Annotated in this window: 16 protein-coding genes; 10 read left to right on the top strand and 6 right to left on the bottom strand. The window is 60.1% G+C overall.

Going from position 1 to position 15,840, the window contains the following annotated elements; translation table 11 throughout:
• Nucleotides 1-136: 136 nt before the first annotated feature.
• The 4 genes from VIM98_RS09375 to VIM98_RS09360 are packed head-to-tail and all read right to left on the bottom strand — an operon-like array spanning nucleotide 137 to nucleotide 3,756.
• Nucleotides 137-712: a class I SAM-dependent DNA methyltransferase gene (locus VIM98_RS09375; protein ID WP_331992834.1), complete on the bottom strand. Its 576-nt coding sequence runs from the start codon at nucleotides 710-712 to the stop codon at nucleotides 137-139.
• On the bottom strand, nucleotides 699-1,433 hold the full coding sequence (locus tag VIM98_RS09370) for a PIG-L family deacetylase (protein WP_331992833.1): 735 nt from the start codon (nucleotides 1,431-1,433) through the stop codon (nucleotides 699-701). The genes VIM98_RS09375 and VIM98_RS09370 overlap by 14 nt, the downstream gene beginning before the upstream one ends.
• A complete protein-coding gene (locus tag VIM98_RS09365; protein WP_331992832.1) occupies nucleotides 1,430-2,581 on the bottom strand; it encodes an acyl-CoA dehydrogenase family protein in 1,152 nt (383 codons plus the stop codon). The genes VIM98_RS09370 and VIM98_RS09365 overlap by 4 nt, the downstream gene beginning before the upstream one ends.
• Nucleotides 2,578-3,756: a glycosyltransferase family A protein gene (locus VIM98_RS09360; protein WP_331992831.1), complete on the bottom strand. Its 1,179-nt coding sequence runs from the start codon at nucleotides 3,754-3,756 to the stop codon at nucleotides 2,578-2,580. The genes VIM98_RS09365 and VIM98_RS09360 overlap by 4 nt, the downstream gene beginning before the upstream one ends.
• Nucleotides 3,757-3,922: 166 nt before the next feature.
• On the opposite strand from VIM98_RS09360, the gene VIM98_RS09355 reads away from it, so the two are divergent.
• The 6 genes from VIM98_RS09355 (at nucleotide 3,923) to VIM98_RS09330 (ending at nucleotide 9,106) form a co-directional block, all read left to right on the top strand.
• A complete protein-coding gene (locus VIM98_RS09355; RefSeq protein WP_331992830.1) occupies nucleotides 3,923-4,828 on the top strand; it encodes an SDR family oxidoreductase in 906 nt (301 codons plus the stop codon).
• A gap of 262 nt (nucleotides 4,829-5,090) precedes the next feature.
• Nucleotides 5,091-5,348 carry a KGG domain-containing protein gene (locus VIM98_RS09350; RefSeq protein WP_331992829.1) on the top strand — a complete coding sequence of 86 codons (258 nt, stop codon included), beginning with the start codon at nucleotides 5,091-5,093 and terminating at the stop codon, nucleotides 5,346-5,348.
• 120 nt (nucleotides 5,349-5,468) lie between these two features.
• The gene (locus tag VIM98_RS09345) at nucleotides 5,469-5,972 is read left to right on the top strand and encodes a ferritin-like domain-containing protein (RefSeq protein WP_331992828.1); all 504 of its coding nucleotides are present in this window, start codon (nucleotides 5,469-5,471) and stop codon (nucleotides 5,970-5,972) included.
• Nucleotides 5,973-6,205: 233 nt separating this feature from the next.
• Nucleotides 6,206-6,799, top strand: a complete 594-nt coding sequence (locus tag VIM98_RS09340) for an isochorismatase family cysteine hydrolase (RefSeq protein ID WP_331992827.1) — start codon at nucleotides 6,206-6,208, stop codon at nucleotides 6,797-6,799.
• A 153-nt stretch (nucleotides 6,800-6,952) separates the two neighbouring features.
• The gene (locus VIM98_RS09335) at nucleotides 6,953-7,849 is read left to right on the top strand and encodes an SDR family oxidoreductase (protein ID WP_331992826.1); all 897 of its coding nucleotides are present in this window, start codon (nucleotides 6,953-6,955) and stop codon (nucleotides 7,847-7,849) included.
• A 237-nt stretch (nucleotides 7,850-8,086) separates the two neighbouring features.
• Nucleotides 8,087-9,106 carry a cation diffusion facilitator family transporter gene (locus VIM98_RS09330; protein ID WP_331992825.1) on the top strand — a complete coding sequence of 340 codons (1,020 nt, stop codon included), beginning with the start codon at nucleotides 8,087-8,089 and terminating at the stop codon, nucleotides 9,104-9,106.
• 41 nt (nucleotides 9,107-9,147) lie between these two features.
• Here the strand turns inward: VIM98_RS09330 and VIM98_RS09325 are convergent, their stop codons facing one another.
• A complete protein-coding gene (locus VIM98_RS09325) occupies nucleotides 9,148-9,903 on the bottom strand; it encodes a DUF421 domain-containing protein (protein WP_331992824.1) in 756 nt (251 codons plus the stop codon).
• A 168-nt stretch (nucleotides 9,904-10,071) separates the two neighbouring features.
• Nucleotides 10,072-10,425, bottom strand: coding sequence for a KGG domain-containing protein (locus VIM98_RS09320; RefSeq protein ID WP_331992823.1), 354 nt, complete (start codon nucleotides 10,423-10,425; stop codon nucleotides 10,072-10,074).
• A gap of 399 nt (nucleotides 10,426-10,824) precedes the next feature.
• Here VIM98_RS09320 and VIM98_RS09315 point away from each other — a divergent pair, with 399 nt between their 5' ends.
• From VIM98_RS09315 to VIM98_RS09300, 4 genes are all read left to right on the top strand, one after another.
• Nucleotides 10,825-11,691 (top strand): manganese catalase family protein, encoded by an 867-nt coding sequence (locus VIM98_RS09315; protein WP_331992822.1) that lies wholly within the window; start codon nucleotides 10,825-10,827, stop codon nucleotides 11,689-11,691.
• A 15-nt stretch (nucleotides 11,692-11,706) separates the two neighbouring features.
• Nucleotides 11,707-12,984: an Nramp family divalent metal transporter gene (locus VIM98_RS09310; protein WP_331992821.1), complete on the top strand. Its 1,278-nt coding sequence runs from the start codon at nucleotides 11,707-11,709 to the stop codon at nucleotides 12,982-12,984.
• A gap of 150 nt (nucleotides 12,985-13,134) precedes the next feature.
• Complete coding sequence (locus tag VIM98_RS09305) at nucleotides 13,135-15,093, top strand: peptidase M61 (RefSeq protein ID WP_331992820.1); 1,959 nt, start codon at nucleotides 13,135-13,137, stop codon at nucleotides 15,091-15,093.
• Nucleotides 15,094-15,384: 291 nt separating this feature from the next.
• Entirely contained in the window at nucleotides 15,385-15,762 is a 378-nt protein-coding gene (locus tag VIM98_RS09300; protein ID WP_331992819.1) for a BlaI/MecI/CopY family transcriptional regulator, read from the top strand.
• Nucleotides 15,763-15,840: the final 78 nt, after the last annotated feature.

Below are 15,840 nucleotides of genomic sequence, written 5' to 3'. Positions count from 1 at the left end.
TTTGACGGCGTCGGTTGCGGCTCCGGATAGCCGGAGGTTCCCGGTGGCTGATGTTTTTTCTGTTCTGGCATGTCGAAGGCTCGGAGACGATCTGGGCCTCTACGCTGTGCAATCGGCTGTGCCCGGCAGGTGAATTTCAGGTCGACTTTCGCCATACATCGAGCCGATAGCAGTCGGTGCGCTGTCGTGACATGGGTCGCAAGCCGCCAAACGCGCGTTCAAGGCGGTCTACAGCAGCCTGAGCGGTCAAGGGATAGTCGGTAGGGCCCAGCCAATGCACCGCCACGATATCGGCCCCGGGCAGGGCACAATCGCACAGCTTTCGTGCCAGCCTTTGCAAGACCGGTGTGGTGAAGTAATAGAGCACCTCGGAGGCCACGATCAGGTCGTAGCGGTTTCGATTCCATCCACCCGCAGGAAGGTGTGCATGCAGCAGTTCGACATGAGCTTGCCGGCAGAGCCGCTGACGTGCTCGATCCAGGGCATCGGATGAGGTATCGATCGCGGTCAATGCCGATACGCGGCTCGCGAGCTTTTCGCTCAGGACGCCGATCGAACAACCCAGTTCCAACCCATGGCGATAGTGTGCACGTGGCAGGCAGGCCAGCGTTGCTGCGTATTTTGCCTGTTCGTAGGCGCTGGTCTCGAATTGCCAGGGATCGGCTTCACGGCGATAGAGCGCCTCGAAATAGTCATGGTCATAGGCGTTCATCGATCAGCACTTCGTGGTCGTGGCAGGCAATATCCAATAGGTAAGCCGGTATCGCGAAGCTGGATCTCGCATCGTGTACGACCTTGCCGAGCTGGCTGCAATGAGCGGCGATGGCTGCTTGCTTGTCCGCAGCGTTGTGCAATGGCAAGCGCCAGGCACGCCGTGCGGGCGTGGCAATCCACCGGTGAGGATCGAGCGACCATGTCCATACCGGAAAGCTAAGCGCTTCCGCATCGCAATATCGCGCCAGACTCGTCGCAATCAGCCATGCCGCCTGGTGATCGCCATGGGGATCGGTGCGGGCTGTGACACAGATCAGCGGCGTAGCGCCGGCGACCAAGCCAAGCAGGCTGAAGCGGATCGCTTCCAGCGCGTCGTCGTCCATGTGGCTCATGCTGCCGTCGGGAAGGCCGAGAAAATGCAGTTGGTGCCGCTCTACGCCAAGTCTGGCCGCTGCCGCGATAGCTTCCGCGCGTCGTAGCCGAGCCAGGGTTTCGCGAGGAAATTCCCGCGAACCTTCATGCGATCGCTCGCCATCGGTGAGGAAGACTATGGTCACGGACAGGCGATGCGCAGCCGCCCAGCCGATCAGACCGCCGCAACCCAGGCTCTCGTCGTCGGGATGGGGGGAAATGACCAAAAGGGGCCGGTCGCGCATCAATACGGCCGGATCGATCACCGGGCTCTGGCGCAGCCACGCAAGGTAGTCGGCCGCATTCACAGCAAGGTATCTCGAATCGGAAAAGGTTCGTCCAGCCACGCTTGCGCTACGCGGTCGAGGACGGCATCGGGGCCTGGTTGGTGCAGGTAGGTCCGCAGATCGCGCAGGACGCGTTCCATCGGATGATCGCGCAGTTGCGAGCGCAGGCCTACGCAACGCTGGCACAATTGCATGACTTCTTGCAGGCTGGCGTCGACACAGGCGCGTGCCATCGCGACGTGGGCGACGGTAGCCTCTATCGCTGCCTGGCTATGATGGACCGACTCGGCGCGCCACGCCGCCGATTCGATCCAGGCTACCGCAGTACACAGCGCGATGCCTGCGCGCGCCAGACGGGATCGCTGATGAGGATCGCCGGTGCGGCCGGTGTGCCGCAGATCTTCCCGAGTCAGGTCGAACAATGCTTCGCCCGCCCCCAGTTGTGCCGCAAGGAAGCGCCACGCGCCGCCGGAAAACGCCGGTTCCCGGTGATAGACATCGTCGCGGCCGAAGATCTCCTCTGGCATGACTCGCAGGCCCGTGAAGTCCACCCCATAGGTTGCCGACGCGCGCATACCCTCCGCTGGCCAACTGTCCCATGCGACAACAGCAGCGCTCGTATCGGGCCACAGCATGCGTAGCGTCCCCGTATCGTCGAACGCCGTTACCAGGGCTCGCGTCATGCTGCCGGCGCCGGATGCATAGCTCTTGCGTCCCAGCAGGCGGTAACTTCCCGATGCGTCGGCGATCAGCTTGCAGGGCCCGGAGGCGTGAGGCGCATTCCATACCCCCAGCCAGCCACCTTCTTTTACGTAGCGGCATAGCGTCTGCTGCTGCCTGGCATCGCCGTGGCGCCACAATAATTGAAAGGCATTGACATGGCCTTCGAACAAGCGCGCCGCTGCGAGGTGAAGCGCGCCGAGGAGCCGCAATGCATCCATGAGCGTGCCGGTTACATTACGCTCCCAGCCCAGGCCGAGGCCGCCGTGCTCGCGAGGCAGGACAGAGCGGCCGAGTCCCATGTCCGTCAGCAAGGCCATCGCTTCATTGGGGAACACGCCTTCCTGGTCGTCGATGGCAGCCAGAACGCGCAGGTCCGCGCTGGCCGATCTCAGCCGCTGCAGAAGCAAGGCGGGTAGCCCGACTTCCGGAGAATGACGGGCGTTCATGCAGGTATCTCGACGATGGCCGGTTCGCTATCGAGATAGGACGATAGGTACGTATGCGGAGTATGGATGCGTAGCCACTCGGTGGCGGTGCGAATCTCCTGGTCCAGAGCCGATGGATTCAGTCGAACCGGCGTCAAGCGTGCGCTGGATTGCTGACAGGCTTGCCAGAACAGACCGAAGGTAGGCATCGCGACGATGCGATCTGCCTCCCGGGGAGATATCGCCAACGCACGCGCAAGCCATGCCGCCGATATGTGCCCCTGCCGGCGGCGTTCCCTCAGCCGGATACGCCAGCGCACACGCGTTATGGCCCGTGTAACCGGCTCGAGCATCGAATCGCATGGTGCTCCAGGATTACGAATCCAGTGCGCCAATGTGTCGGCCATGCCGTGGCGCGCTCGGCCGTGTAGCCGACCCGATGTCGTCACCCGTATCTGTGCATCGCCGCGAATCTTCAGATCCAGCGCATGGCAACGCTGGACCAGGGCGCGATCTTCGCCAACAGCGGGTGCGGGCAATGGAAACGCCGCGCGCAACGCAGTGGGACGAAAACCCAGACTGGCGCCGCTCGGTGTGCCATGGCGAGGCCAGGGATCGTAATCGCATGGATCCATCCAGGCATCGATGCGGCCGAGCCAGCGCGCATAGCAGCATTCGCGCCGGTGACGCTGGATCAGCTCGCGTGGCCATGCGTGGGTGCTGTCGAGTGCCACTTCGGGCGCGCCGAGAATGACATCGCATCCGCGATGCATCCATGCCAGTTGCCGGGCCACCCAGGTCGTCGATACGGTACTGTCGGCATCGGTGGTGGCGATCAGGTCGGTGTCGTCAGTCGCCAGTCCCAAGGCCGTAGTCAGCGCCACACGTCGCGCACCCCCTGCATGACGAAGTGCGACCGGTAACTCGCCATCGATACCTATCCACGCGGGTGCTTGCGCGTTACGCAACGACTGGAGCCGATCCCAGCTGGCGTCGGTGCAGCCGTTGAGCACGACCACGACCAGTACGTCATGAAACGCACGGCCATGAAGATCGTTCTGTGCGCCGAGAGCAAGCATTGCCGGTACAAGGCTATCGGCTTCGTTGCACACCGGCATGGCCACGATGGCCTTGGGCCGGCTGCCTGGTCGGACATGTACCGCACGGCGACGGATATCGAATGCGGCTTGGTCCATGGATGTACTTCTCGTTGTGCTGGTATTCGATGCTCGCGGCGTCGCCGTCAAGTAGATGGCAACGCGCCGACAAGGTTGCCGTCACTGGGCGAAGTACAGGCGATTCACCGCATGCTCGCGGGCCAGGCTCGATACTGCGGTGGTGTACCGAGCAAGGTAAGAGACCATGAGCGACCGCATTCTGGATCAGTTCGCTATGCGCGATCCGACGACTCAATATCCGCGTCCTCCGTTCGAGGAGCAGCCGCAAGAGCCCCCTGGCCTGGCGCGCGATATGCTGCCTCGGCCGGATCATGGTGAGACAAGCTATCGTGGATTTGGACGCCTGAAGGGGCGCAAGGCGCTTATCACCGGTGCCGACTCCGGCATTGGACGGGCGGTTGCCATTGCGTTCGCCCGGGAGGGCGCGAATCTCTTTCTTACCTATCTTCCGGAAGAGCAGCCCGACGCCGAAGAAGTGATCGAGCTTGCGAAGAAAGCCGGTGTCCAGGTGCATGCCATGGCAGGCAACCTGCGCCATGAAGACTTCTGCAAGGAACTGGTCGAGCGTGCGCATACTGCGCTCGGTGGTCTGGACGTGCTGGTCAATGTCGCCGGGCATCAGATTTACGAGGAGAAGCTGCAAGACCTCACCTCGGAGGCGTTCGATGCCACCTTCAAGATCAATGTCTATGCCATGTTCTGGCTGTGCAAGGCGGCACTGCCCCATTTGCCACGCGGTGCGTCCATCATCAATACCGCGTCCATCCAGGCTTACGATCCGTCGGCCATTCTTGGCGACTATGCACCAACGAAGGCAGCCATCGTGGCCTTCACGAAAGCCCTGGCCAAGCAATTGGGAAAGGAGGGCATTCGGGTCAACGCGGTCGCTCCCGGGCCGGTCTGGACACCGCTGCAACCGGCGGGCGGGCAGCCGCAGGAAAAGGTCAAGAACTTTGGCGCCAATGTTCCCCTGGGTCGGCCAGGGCAACCCGTGGAAGTTGCCCCAGCCTATGTCTTTCTGGCGTCGCAGGAGGCAAGTTTCGTGACCGGCGAGATTTACGGCGTCACGGGTGGCCACGCCACGCCGTGAAAGAATACTTCGGAGTCGCGCGCGGGTTTTCCGGAGTTCTCCTCCGTTGCGAGTTCGAAAGGGTCGAATATTCGGACGCCTTGTTGCACAGATGCGTCATGGCTCTTGGGCAGTAGCAGCCATTGCTTCTTTTTCAGCCGCCGGCGGATTTCATTGATGTGACCGTTGACGAGCTAAAGCCGGGCTCTTGAGACCCGGTCTGCGACTTTCTCCAAACCGCGCCAGGGGCGCCGGTCATAAGTTGTATTTCCAGGAGAAGTCGATGGTCAATTCCAAATCTACTCGCCCGGGTCGTGGCTTTGCGGGCATGAGCGAAGAACGTCAACGCTCTGTAGCTTCCCAGGGAGGCAAGGCGGCTCATGCTGGAGGCCGGGCGCATACGTTCGATGTCGAGGAAGCGCGCGAGGCAGGGCGAAAGGGTGGTGCAGCGGTGAGTAAAGATCGCCAGCACATGTCCGAAATCGGCGCCAAGGGAGGGCGTAGCGGCCAACGCAAACGGAACTCGGCAAAGCATTCGTAAGGAAAAAGCGGTGTGTTGATGGGGTCGTTGACATGCCAAAGGCACATCGTAGAAGCACAATCTGTGATTTTACGTTTTTGCAGCCCATACCCGGCTGACACAACCAAATGAGGAATCCCCATGGCTGTCAAGACAATTGAAGAGCTTTTCGTTCATGAGCTATCGGACATCTACAGCGCCGAAAAACAGCTGAGCCGCGCGCTCCCGCGCCTGGCCCGTGCAACCAGCGATCCGCAGTTGAAACAGGCTTTTGAGGCGCATACGGAGGAAACCCATGGGCAGATCGAGCGCATCGATAAGATCGTGGAGGTACTCGATCTCAAGCTCAAGCGCGTCAAATGCGCTGCCATGGAGGGTCTGATCGAAGAGGGCAAGGAAGTTATCGATTCGGTGGAAGAGGGGCCCTTACGCGATGCGGCTCTTATCGGAGGCGCACAGAAAGTGGAGCATTACGAGATCGCTGCCTACGGGACCTTGAGTGCATTAGCGAAGGAGTTGGGCTATAGCGACGCAATTCCCCTTCTTCAAGCGACACTGAAGGAGGAAAAGTCGACAGACGAGAAGCTGACTCAGCTGGCCGAATCGGCCGGTAACCAGCGAGCGGCGCAAAAGCGTGCCGCCTGAGGGCCATGCCCTGCCAGGGTAACAGCGGCTGCGGCGGCCATGACGGCCGTTGCAGCCCAACTTAAGCTTAAAAGGCTGCCATAGATGACGTGGCCCGCTACCGTCCGCGGCAGTCATTCTGAGAATTCACACTGAGCTCGACGATACGGCTTCTGGGGCGTCGACGTTTATCTGCCTTTGATGCCGAACGGCCGATACTGCAAGTCCCGCCGATGATCGTTCGGAGCGGCGACATGCATCGCACGCAACCAGGCCATGTAAATTCAGCGTTGCTCATCGTCGACATGATCAGCGACTTTCTTTTCCCGGAAGGAGAGGCGTTGGTTCGGCAAGCGCGCTCGATCGTAAAGCCAATATCCCTGCTGGCTGCACGCTTCCGCCGTTCGGGCTGGCCCGTGGTCTATGTCAATGACAACTTCGGTCAATGGCACTTGAGCTTTCCCGAACTGGTGCGATGGGTACAGCGTGGGGAAAGCCTGGGGCGGGAGATCGCGGCGGCCATCGCACCGGTGGACAGTGACTACTTTATTCTCAAGCCAAGGCATTCCGCGTTTTATGAGACCGCGTTGCCGTCGCTGCTTCGAACGCTGGATACCCATCGCCTGGCATTGGTTGGTTTGGCTGGCGATGCCTGTGTCCTGGCTACAGCGATGGATGCACATATGCGAGAAATGGCCGTCTGGATCCCAGCCGATGCGACAGCGTCGCTGACGCAACAGCGGAATCGACGCGCATTGGATTTTCTGCACGAGTCCATGCAGTGTGATATTCGGACCGTCAGTCAGTTTCTCAGTGAGCTCCGTCATGACGAACTCACAAACATCTAAGCGGGCTTCATCGGACCATGACGTTTGCGAACGACGATATGGTTCATAGTGAACCGACTTGCATTGTTTGATTTTCGTGTTGGCGATTCGCTCCATGTCGCCATGCTCGCATCGCAGGGTGTTCCGATCGCCTTGCTTTTCTTGGGGAATGCCATGGCAAACAAAGTTTCGCTTCTTCCGCTGGACCAGCAGGTCATTGTCATCACAGGTGCATCGAGCGGTAGCGGCTTATGCACGGCCTTGCTCGCGGCGGAACGCGGTGCCTGCGTAGTGCTGGCCGCGCGCAGCGCGTCGACGCTGAAAGACGTAGCTACGGTCATTCGTGACGCGGGAGGCCAGGCCCTGGCGGTGCCGACGGACGTCACTGACCGCGACATGGTCGAGGCGCTGGCCGGAGCGGCCGTCAATGAGTATGGGCGTATCGATACGTGGGTCAACGGCGCCGGCGTAGCCATCTACGGGCGGCTGGAGGAGGTTGACGAAGACGACAGCCGGCGTCTGTTCGATATCAATTTCTGGGGCCTTGTCAACGGCTCCCTGGCCGCATTGCCTTACCTGCGTTATCAGGGAGGCGCGCTCATCAATATCGGTAGTGAAGTTTCCGACGCCGTCGTGCCATATCAGGGCATGTACTCTGCCTCCAAACATGCCGTTAAGGGTTTCACCGACGCGCTGCGCGTGGAAATCGAGGAATTAGAGCAGCCTGGAATTTCCATCACGTTGATCCAGCCGACAGCCGTCGATACGCCTTACCCGCATCATGCTCGGAACTACATGTCGCGGGAGCCACAGTTGCCCAAGCCACGGATCGATCCAGCCAAGGTGGCGGAAGCCATTCTCAAAGCGGCTGTCGAAGGAGGACGCGACGTGAAGGTGGGCGCGATGGCTTCGCTGAATGTCCTGGCTTCCAAGCTGTTGCCCTCATGGGCCGATCGCATGGCAGCCAAGCAAGCAGACCGGCAGCAGGAAGATCGCCCGCCCGTCGCTCCCGTCGGCACGCTATTCGTTCCCGGCGTGACAGGGGATGTTTACGGTCAACGGCATGCTTGATTTTCCACGCTAGCGCTGGCAGCCCCTTTAGGAGTTATCCAGCGTGAGCCAACGCGTCGCCATTTATATCAGGCATCCTCCCGATGGCGGACGGGACTGGTTAGTCACGGTTTCCGGGGAGCCCGACGCGCGCTTTGCTACCGAAGAAGCGGCAACGCACCATGCGCTCGCGCTAGCGGTAACGGAGTCAGTAAGGGGGGCGAGGGTAAGTCTGCGTATCGAAGGGCGTGACGGAACATGGCGTACCTGGCCTGTCGGTACGTTCAAATCCGAGCCTTGGGGCAGCCGGTGACGTCCCCGGCGCACTCTGCTGGACAAGACCGTTCGCGCAAGGTTGTATGGGCGGCACTTGCAGGTAATTTAGCGATTGCGTTGTCGAAGATGGCAGCTGCCTGGCTGACCGGCAGCTCGGCCATGTGGAGCGAAGCCATCCACTCGATGGTAGATATGGGCAATCAATGTCTGATGCTCCTGGGAATGCATCGCGCCGCCAGGCCACCCTCGCAAAAACACCCCTTTGGGCATGGCATGGAACTCTATTTCTGGTCTTTCGTGGTGGCTATCCTGATCTTTGGGCTGGGAGCGGGTGCCTCCCTCTATCAAGGCATGGTCAAGTTGCGTTCGCCCGAACCGTTGCGTGATATATGGGTCAGCTATGCCGTATTTGTCGTCGGAGTGTTGTTCGAAGGAGCTGTGTGGCTGTTCGCGCTGCGTGCCTTTCGTCGGTCACGCCGTGGCGTTGGCTGGTTGCGCGCTATTCGTGCCAGCAAGGATCCGACTGTTTTCACCGTGCTATTCGAGGACACCGCCGCCTTGCTGGGTCTGCTCTTCGCACTGGCGGGCATCACTGCTTATGCACTGACCGATAATCCGCTCTACGACAGCTTGGCATCACTGTGCATTGGTTTGGTGCTTGCTGCAACCGCTGTGATTCTTGCCAATGAATGCCGTGGATTGTTGGTGGGCGAAGCGGTGGCGAGACCTGTACGTGACGACATCATGCGACTGCTGGAACGACAGCCAGAGGTTCTCGCTGTACACCGCGTATTGACGATGCACTTTGCGCCGAACGATGTTCTGCTTACTGCGAGCCTCGCCTTCGAAGAAGCATTGACTGCCCCGCAAATGGAGGAGTTCGTCGAGCGTGTCGAGGCAACAATACGCCGGAGGCATCCGGAGTTTCGGCGGATATTCCTTGAACCACGAAGGCAGCTGAGCGACTACGGGCGGAAGACGGAGCTGGTAGAGGCGACATAAGGATCTGTCGGCCAGGCAAGGAGATCGCGCTTCCCATACAATTAAGTCGTTGCGCGCCGCTCCTGGCGACGAATAAAGGTGATCTTTCCATTCGATTCCAGTCGGGCAATGACGATGTCGCCCTCGTTCTCCAGCCCATGAGCGCGAAGCTCGCGGTCGAATTCCGAGTCCGAAATGTCGTAGCGATTCAATGCCCGACTGTCGCGCATGCCATTTATGGCAAGCACGGCGGGCCTCCCTTGCACAGCGCGATCGAAAATCCGCCAGCGGGCCGTCAGCCAGCCGATGATCTTGTTGGTCAATATGATGCTGGCGACCGCAATCAAGGGGCCGATAAATGAAGCGTCCTTGCCGACGATCGCCGTGCGTAACGCGCCTCCCACGACGATCAGAACCACGATATCGAAAGGCGACATATCGCCGAACGAGCGTTTGCCCGCCAGCCGGAGAAAAATCAGTACGGCCAGGTAGACCGCCACCCCACGCCAAACGAATGCCCACCAGGGTAACGCCAGATCGAATGCGCCTTGCATAGCCGCCTCCGCTTGAAGACAAGTATGTGGTGCACACGGCAGGTGTCGGCTTGGCATGCGCACATGAACATAAATAGCGCGGTGCGAGTAAATACCCGGTATCCCCTGGATGAGCCTGTCGTGATCCTGTTTCCACAGGGAGAGGACTAATGTCAGCGCTCTGTTTGAATGAGGATCGGTATCATGCAGAAGCATCCTATAGACCATGGCAGCGGCGACCGCAATGTAGATGACGTTGCTTCCAAGGATCGGGACATCCAGCATCAGCGGGATAAAGACAACCGTAGAGCGGATGAGCGATCTGACCGGGCGGATGAGGTGGGTACAGGTAACCGGGAACCGGCTTCGCCGGGCGGAGATCGCTGAATCCGGCAAAAAAACCGGGCGGGACGAATTCCGCCACGGTTTTAAAGTTAAATCTGTACGGAAGCGTTAGCTGTTTTTGTGGCTCTGTTGGCCGGCTTTGGCGTGCTGTTCGGAGCTGCCACCGCGAGTCGAACCGGACGACTTATCGTCCTGCTCGCTGCGGGAAGACGTGGAGCTGCGTGCCTGACCGCCTTGACTGTTCCGTCCGCCCTCGGCACCTATCTCCGCCATGTGCTCGCGATCGCGGCTTACCGCTTCGCCGCCCTTGCGCCCCGCCTCACGGGCTTCTTCCGAATCGAACTCGTGCGCATTGCCACTCTCATGAGCTGCCTTTCCGCCTTTAGAGGCGATGTCGCGTTGCTTGTCTTCATCCATCGACGCAAATCCGCGGTTGTCGTTACCAGACTGTTGATTGGCCATAAAGCTTCTCCGTTGCGATTGATTGTCGGCGAAGGCTTCGTCGACGAAGCAAGCATCGCAAGGCCACTCTCAATGCACCGCCTTAGGCGCGTCAACGATCACATCGATATGGCGAGATAAAGCGATCTTCTCGGGCTGCCTGGCGTTGCCGATTAATAGCAGGCAAGTCTTGACGAGAGCGATCGCGTTTGTAGTGGCGCGAAATGAATCGTGGCGTTAGCTTCGTGGGATGGTCAGCGAAAAGCGCTGGATATCCATTAGCGGGCGCGGCTGACGGATGACGGCGATCATGACGAGAAACTACCGTCGCACTCATGGATGGAAGCCTAGCTTGATGTCTCCGGTGTCGATCTGGCGAGGCGGGTCGGTGCTTTTCTCTTTTTTGCCGGAGGCTCCTACATGTTTGCCCATAACAAGCGACTTCAATATTCCGTGCATGTTGCCGAGTGCAATCCTGGCTTAGCTAACCTGATGCTTGAACAATTCGGCGGCCCTCAAGGCGAGCTGGCGGCGGCCATGCGCTATTTCACGCAGGCGCTGGCCGAAGAAGACCCCGGTCGCAAGGATCTCTTGCTGGATATCGCGACCGAGGAGCTCAGCCATCTGGAAGTGATCGGCTCCATCGTGGCCATGCTTAACCGGGGTGCCAAGGGGCAGCTTGCCGAAGCCACGGAAGAAGCGGCCGAGCTTTACCGCTCGCTTCATGGTGCAGGTAACGATTCCCATGTGACACAGGTACTTTTTGGCGGAGGCCCTGCGCTGATCAACTCCGGCGGGCAATTGTGGAATGCGGGCTACATCGATTCCATCGGTGAACCGACTTGCGACTTGCGCTCGAATATTGCGGCCGAGGCACGTGCCAAAATCGTCTACGAGCGGTTGATCAATGTGACCGACGATCCGGGTGTCAAGGAGGCGCTTCACTTCTTGATGACCCGTGAGATCGCTCACCAGTTGTCCTTCGAAAAGGCACTCTATGCGATCGAGCCGAATTTCCCGCCTGGGAAACTCCCTGGCATGGCACCGTTCGACCGGACGTACGTCAACACATCGCAGGGCGATGGCGATACTCGCGGTTCGTGGAACAGCGATGAAAACTTTACTTACGTGACAGATCGCAAGGAACATCTGGCGATGGACGGAGGAGACGGTTTGGCGGTATCGAGTCTGACCCCTGAGGAAACGGAGGCCATCGCTGCCTTTGCCGACCGTACAGCTTCCAATCCGAAAGACAACCCGGAAACGGGCGCCGAGTTAGGCGAATAATCGGTCGCGGACGGCATGTCGCCGGACGGGTCGACCGATGGCGCGAGGACGCGAGCGTGTGCTCCACAGTTGCGTCCGCGGTACCCGTTGTTGGGTGCCGGTGCGCTTGTGGCAGCCGGGTACATGGATCCCGGCAATTGGGCGACCGCCATGCAAGCCGGGGCACGGTACGGCTACAGGCTCTTGTGGGTGGTTCTAGCCGCAAGTCTGGTGGCGATGCTGGTTCAGTGGATCGCAGGCCGCGTAGGTGCCGTCACTGGGCGTGGGCTGGCGGAGCTATGTCGCGATGAGCTGCCGCGCCCAAGCGTGTTGCCATTGTGGATTGTCGCCGAGATAGCGATCATCGCCTGCGATGTCGCCGAGACCGTGGGAACTGCGGTGGCGCTTCGCCTGATCTTTGGCATGCCCTTATGGTCAGGTGTACTGCTCTCCGGTGCGCTGGTCATCGGCTATTTTTTGCTTGAGCATCCCCGTCGGGCTCGCCTGGAGCGGGTCGTGGCTCTCAGCATGGTCGGCGTGGCCGTCTGTCTGGCCGCGCAGTTGTTTCTGGCGCAACCGGCTTGGTTCGAAGTGGCGCGCGGGTTTGTTCCGAGCGGCGAACTGTTTCATAGGGAGGGCATGCTGTGGCTCGTCGCCGGCATTGTCGGAGCTACCGTGATGCCGCATAACTTGTTTCTCCATTCGGCACTGTTGAAGCGGTATGCCGAACCCATGCAGCCCCGTCGGTTGCGAGGTGTCTTGCGTGAGGCGAACAAGGACACCATCGTGTGTTTGTCGTTCGCGTTGCTGATCAATCTGGGGTTGATGCTGCTGGCCGCAGCGGCACTGCATGGAACGACAGCAGAGGTGGGAGATCTTGCACAGGCCCAGCGGCAACTGACGCCCAGCCTGGGTGCAACCTGGCCAGGCTTGTTGTTTGCGACGGCCCTGCTGTGCTGTGGGCTGAACTCGATGGTTTCCGGCACGCTGGCCGGCCAAGCGGTGGCAGAAGGTTTTCTCAATATCAGATTACCCAGGCTTTGGCGGGCGCTCTTCACGCGTGGGTTGGCGCTTGGGCCTGCATTGATTGCTGTGCAAGTGGCCGGTGGCGAACGGTCGACGTTCCTGCTCGTCGGCAGCCAGGTCGTCCTGAGCATGAGTTTGCCAATAGCGTTGCTACCGTTGATGGGATTTGCCTCGTCATCGCGTTTAATGAGACCGTTCGAATTGACTCCTGCCGTTAAAGCCGGCGGTTGGGGCTGTGCATTGCTTCTTGTCAGCGTCAATGTGCTGCTTCTTTGGCAATTGCGTTGAAGGAATCATGGAACGGCGCGCGTCCCCAAGTTGTAGTGCATTCGCATTTTCTTGCAGGTTCGCGCCATTCAAGATAACTCTCTCCACTAGCGCCCGTCGGTACCAATGGTGTTAAGTATCCGGCTTGTCCATCCGCTCGCTGGAGTCTTCATGCCGTTCCTCCCTTTCGCCGCATCGCCGGCCATCTTGCGTCGTGCGCCTGCGCGCCTTGCCATGGCCGTGGCCATGGCGCTTGCCTCCGCGGCTGCCTGCGCGCAGCAGATCGGTGCCGATAACGTGCCGCCGCCGCAGGATACGCCGTATCCAGGCACGGTGACGCTGCATGTCGATGCGAACGATACGGCGCAAGGCATTTTTCGTGTCCATGAAACGATTCCGGTCAAGCCTGGCGAGTTGACGCTGTTGTATCCGCAATGGATTCCGGGCGATCACTCGCCAACCGGTCCGATCGCCATGCTTGCCGGCCTCAAGCTGAGCGCAGGTGGCAAGCCTTTGATGTGGAAGCGCGACAAGTACAACGTCTTTGCGTTCCATGTGGATGTGCCGGGTGGGATTTCCTCGATCGATGCGCAATTCGAGTATTTGTCCGGCCGCACCGACAGCCAGGGTTTCGAGTTCACCGATCGCATGATGGATATGGAGTGGAGCAAGGTCTCGCTCTATCCGGCGGGATACTTCACCCGCGGCATTACCTACGCTGCCAGCATCACGTTGCCGCGGGGCTGGCAGTTCGGTACCGCCCTGGAGACTGCCTCGCAGTCGGGCGATACCACGACCTTCAAGCCAGTCACCTTCAACAACCTGGTCGATTCGCCCGTCTATGCGGGGCAGTACTTCAAGCGCGTGGATCTCACGCCGAGCGGCGGCGCGCCGGTGCATCTGGATATCGTTGCGGACGAGCCGAAGTACCTGGAAATGACGCCCGAGCAGCTGAAAGTCCATCGTGCCCTGGTAACGCAGGCGGTGAGCCTGTTCGGCTCGCATCACTACGACCATTACGATTTCCTGTTCTCGCTTTCGGATCAACTGAGCGGTAACGGTACCGAGCACCATCAATCCAGCGAAGACGGCCTGGGCGCCGATTATTTCACCGCCTGGAAGGAGGCCGCGCCCGACCGCGACCTGCTGGCTCACGAATATACGCACTCGTGGAACGGCAAATTCCGTCGCCCGGCCGATCTATGGACGCCGAATTTCAACGTGCCCATGGGCGACTCTTTGCTATGGGTCTATGAAGGGCAGACCCAGTACTGGGGCTTTGTGCTGACCGCACGCTCCGGCATGTGGTCGGCACAGGAGTTCCGCGATGCCATGGCGATGGTCGCGGCCAACTACGAGCGCAACCGCGAAGGTTTCCAGTGGCGCACGCTGGAAGACACGACCAACGACCCCACCGTCGCGCGTCGCATGCCACTGCCGTACCGCAGCTGGCAGATGAGCGAGGATTACTACAGCGGCGGCCAGATGATGTGGCTGCAGGTAGATGCCAAGCTACGCGAGTTGACGCACGATAAGAAGTCGCTGGACGATTTTGCGCGCGCTTTCTTCGGTGTAGAGAACGGCAGCTATATCACGAAGACCTATACCTTCGAAGACGTCGTTGCCGCATTGAATGGCGTCGCTGCCTATGATTGGGCGAGCTTCCTGCATTCGCGCGTCGATGTTCTCAATCCGCCGCTGGCCGATGGCATTGCGGCTACGGGTTGGAAGCTGGTCTACACCGACCAGCCAAGCGAATACGAGAAGGAATACAACAGCCGCGCGCAATCGCCGCGCCACATGTACAACCTGGCCTGGTCGATCGGTCTGACCATGGGCGAGAAGGGGCAGGTCAACGATGTGCGTTGGGACGGTCCGGCTTTCAAGGCGGGCGTAAGTACCGGTGCCACGATCATGGCGGTGAACGGTCAGGATTATTCGGATGATGTGCTCAAGGACGCCATCGCCGCCGCCAAGACCGGCAAGGCTCCTATCCAGCTTCTATTGAAGTACCAGGGCAGCTTCCGCACGATATCGGTGGACTACCACGACGGCTTGCAGTATCCGCACCTGGTTCGTATCGAAGGCAAGCCCGACTATCTGAGCGAAATCATCGCGCCACGTAAATAAGCAGCCTCGGTCGGGCACCCTCTCCCCTGGCTTCAGCGGGGAGAGGGTGGACATAGAGGTGCTTCTCATATCTTGGGCCGGTTAGTTTGGTACCGGATGCTCCATTGGCGCGATCTCATGTTGAGCCTGCAACCGATCTTCGCCATCGACCCGGCGCCCCCAAGAGGCGGACTCAAGCTGGGGCCCGGTGTCTTCACAGCGGTATCCGGTGCAGACATGCAGAGCGGAAGTTCGTAGGTTCACAGCCCCGCCCACTTGCGCAAGCTGTCGCCCCGCTGCATCCTGACTTCGATGAAAACGGTGCCTCCCACCGCTGCGGAACTGGCCATCCTGCGCGTGCTTTGGCGCGAAGGGCCGTCAACCGTGCGCGAGGTGCATAAAGCGGTATATGCAGGCACCGAGATTGGCTACACCAGCTCGCTCAAGCTCATGCAGAACATGCTCGCCAAGGGGCTGGTGACGCGGGTGGAAGAGGCCAGGCAGCACATCTATACCGCAGCGGCTTCCGAGCGGCCTACGCTCAATCAGTTGGTAAGCGGGTGGATGGACAGTGCCTTTGCCGGTTCTTCAGTGGCATTGGCGATGCAGGCGCTCGACGCCCGGCCCGTCGCTGCCGACGAACTCGCGCAGCTCAAGGCGCTTATCGAGAAGCTCGAGAACGACTCATGAGCTTTTTTACGGCAGCTTGCCTTGTTCGGGTCGGGGTGTGGTGGCTGTCGATGGCCGTGGTACAGGGCGGGTTGGTAG

Origin of the sequence: Dyella sp. (genome assembly GCF_036568765.1) — a bacterium.
GTDB lineage: Bacteria > Pseudomonadota > Gammaproteobacteria > Xanthomonadales > Rhodanobacteraceae > GSA-30.
The sequence above is the reverse complement of the archived record's forward strand: the minus strand, read 5'-3'. Positions and strand labels throughout refer to the sequence as shown.

What these genes read in the sequence shown, in the direction of transcription:
- VIM98_RS09375 (WP_331992834.1), bottom strand. Translation starts at nt 712, where the DNA reads ATGAACGCCTATGACCATGACTATTTCGAGGCGCTCTATCGCCGTGAA.
- VIM98_RS09345 (WP_331992828.1), top strand. Translation starts at nt 5,469, where the DNA reads ATGGCTGTCAAGACAATTGAAGAGCTTTTCGTTCATGAGCTATCGGAC.
- VIM98_RS09335 (WP_331992826.1), top strand. Translation starts at nt 6,953, where the DNA reads ATGGCAAACAAAGTTTCGCTTCTTCCGCTGGACCAGCAGGTCATTGTC.
- VIM98_RS09325 (WP_331992824.1), bottom strand. Translation starts at nt 9,903, where the DNA reads ATGCTGGATGTCCCGATCCTTGGAAGCAACGTCATCTACATTGCGGTC.
- VIM98_RS09340 (WP_331992827.1), top strand. Translation starts at nt 6,206, where the DNA reads ATGCATCGCACGCAACCAGGCCATGTAAATTCAGCGTTGCTCATCGTC.
- VIM98_RS09300 (WP_331992819.1), top strand. Translation starts at nt 15,385, where the DNA reads ATGAAAACGGTGCCTCCCACCGCTGCGGAACTGGCCATCCTGCGCGTG.
- VIM98_RS09315 (WP_331992822.1), top strand. Translation starts at nt 10,825, where the DNA reads ATGTTTGCCCATAACAAGCGACTTCAATATTCCGTGCATGTTGCCGAG.
- VIM98_RS09330 (WP_331992825.1), top strand. Translation starts at nt 8,087, where the DNA reads ATGGCGTACCTGGCCTGTCGGTACGTTCAAATCCGAGCCTTGGGGCAG.
- VIM98_RS09365 (WP_331992832.1), bottom strand. Translation starts at nt 2,581, where the DNA reads ATGAACGCCCGTCATTCTCCGGAAGTCGGGCTACCCGCCTTGCTTCTG.
- VIM98_RS09305 (WP_331992820.1), top strand. Translation starts at nt 13,135, where the DNA reads ATGCCGTTCCTCCCTTTCGCCGCATCGCCGGCCATCTTGCGTCGTGCG.
- VIM98_RS09360 (WP_331992831.1), bottom strand. Translation starts at nt 3,756, where the DNA reads ATGGACCAAGCCGCATTCGATATCCGTCGCCGTGCGGTACATGTCCGA.
- VIM98_RS09355 (WP_331992830.1), top strand. Translation starts at nt 3,923, where the DNA reads ATGAGCGACCGCATTCTGGATCAGTTCGCTATGCGCGATCCGACGACT.
- VIM98_RS09320 (WP_331992823.1), bottom strand. Translation starts at nt 10,425, where the DNA reads ATGGCCAATCAACAGTCTGGTAACGACAACCGCGGATTTGCGTCGATG.
- VIM98_RS09350 (WP_331992829.1), top strand. Translation starts at nt 5,091, where the DNA reads ATGGTCAATTCCAAATCTACTCGCCCGGGTCGTGGCTTTGCGGGCATG.
- VIM98_RS09310 (WP_331992821.1), top strand. Translation starts at nt 11,707, where the DNA reads ATGTCGCCGGACGGGTCGACCGATGGCGCGAGGACGCGAGCGTGTGCT.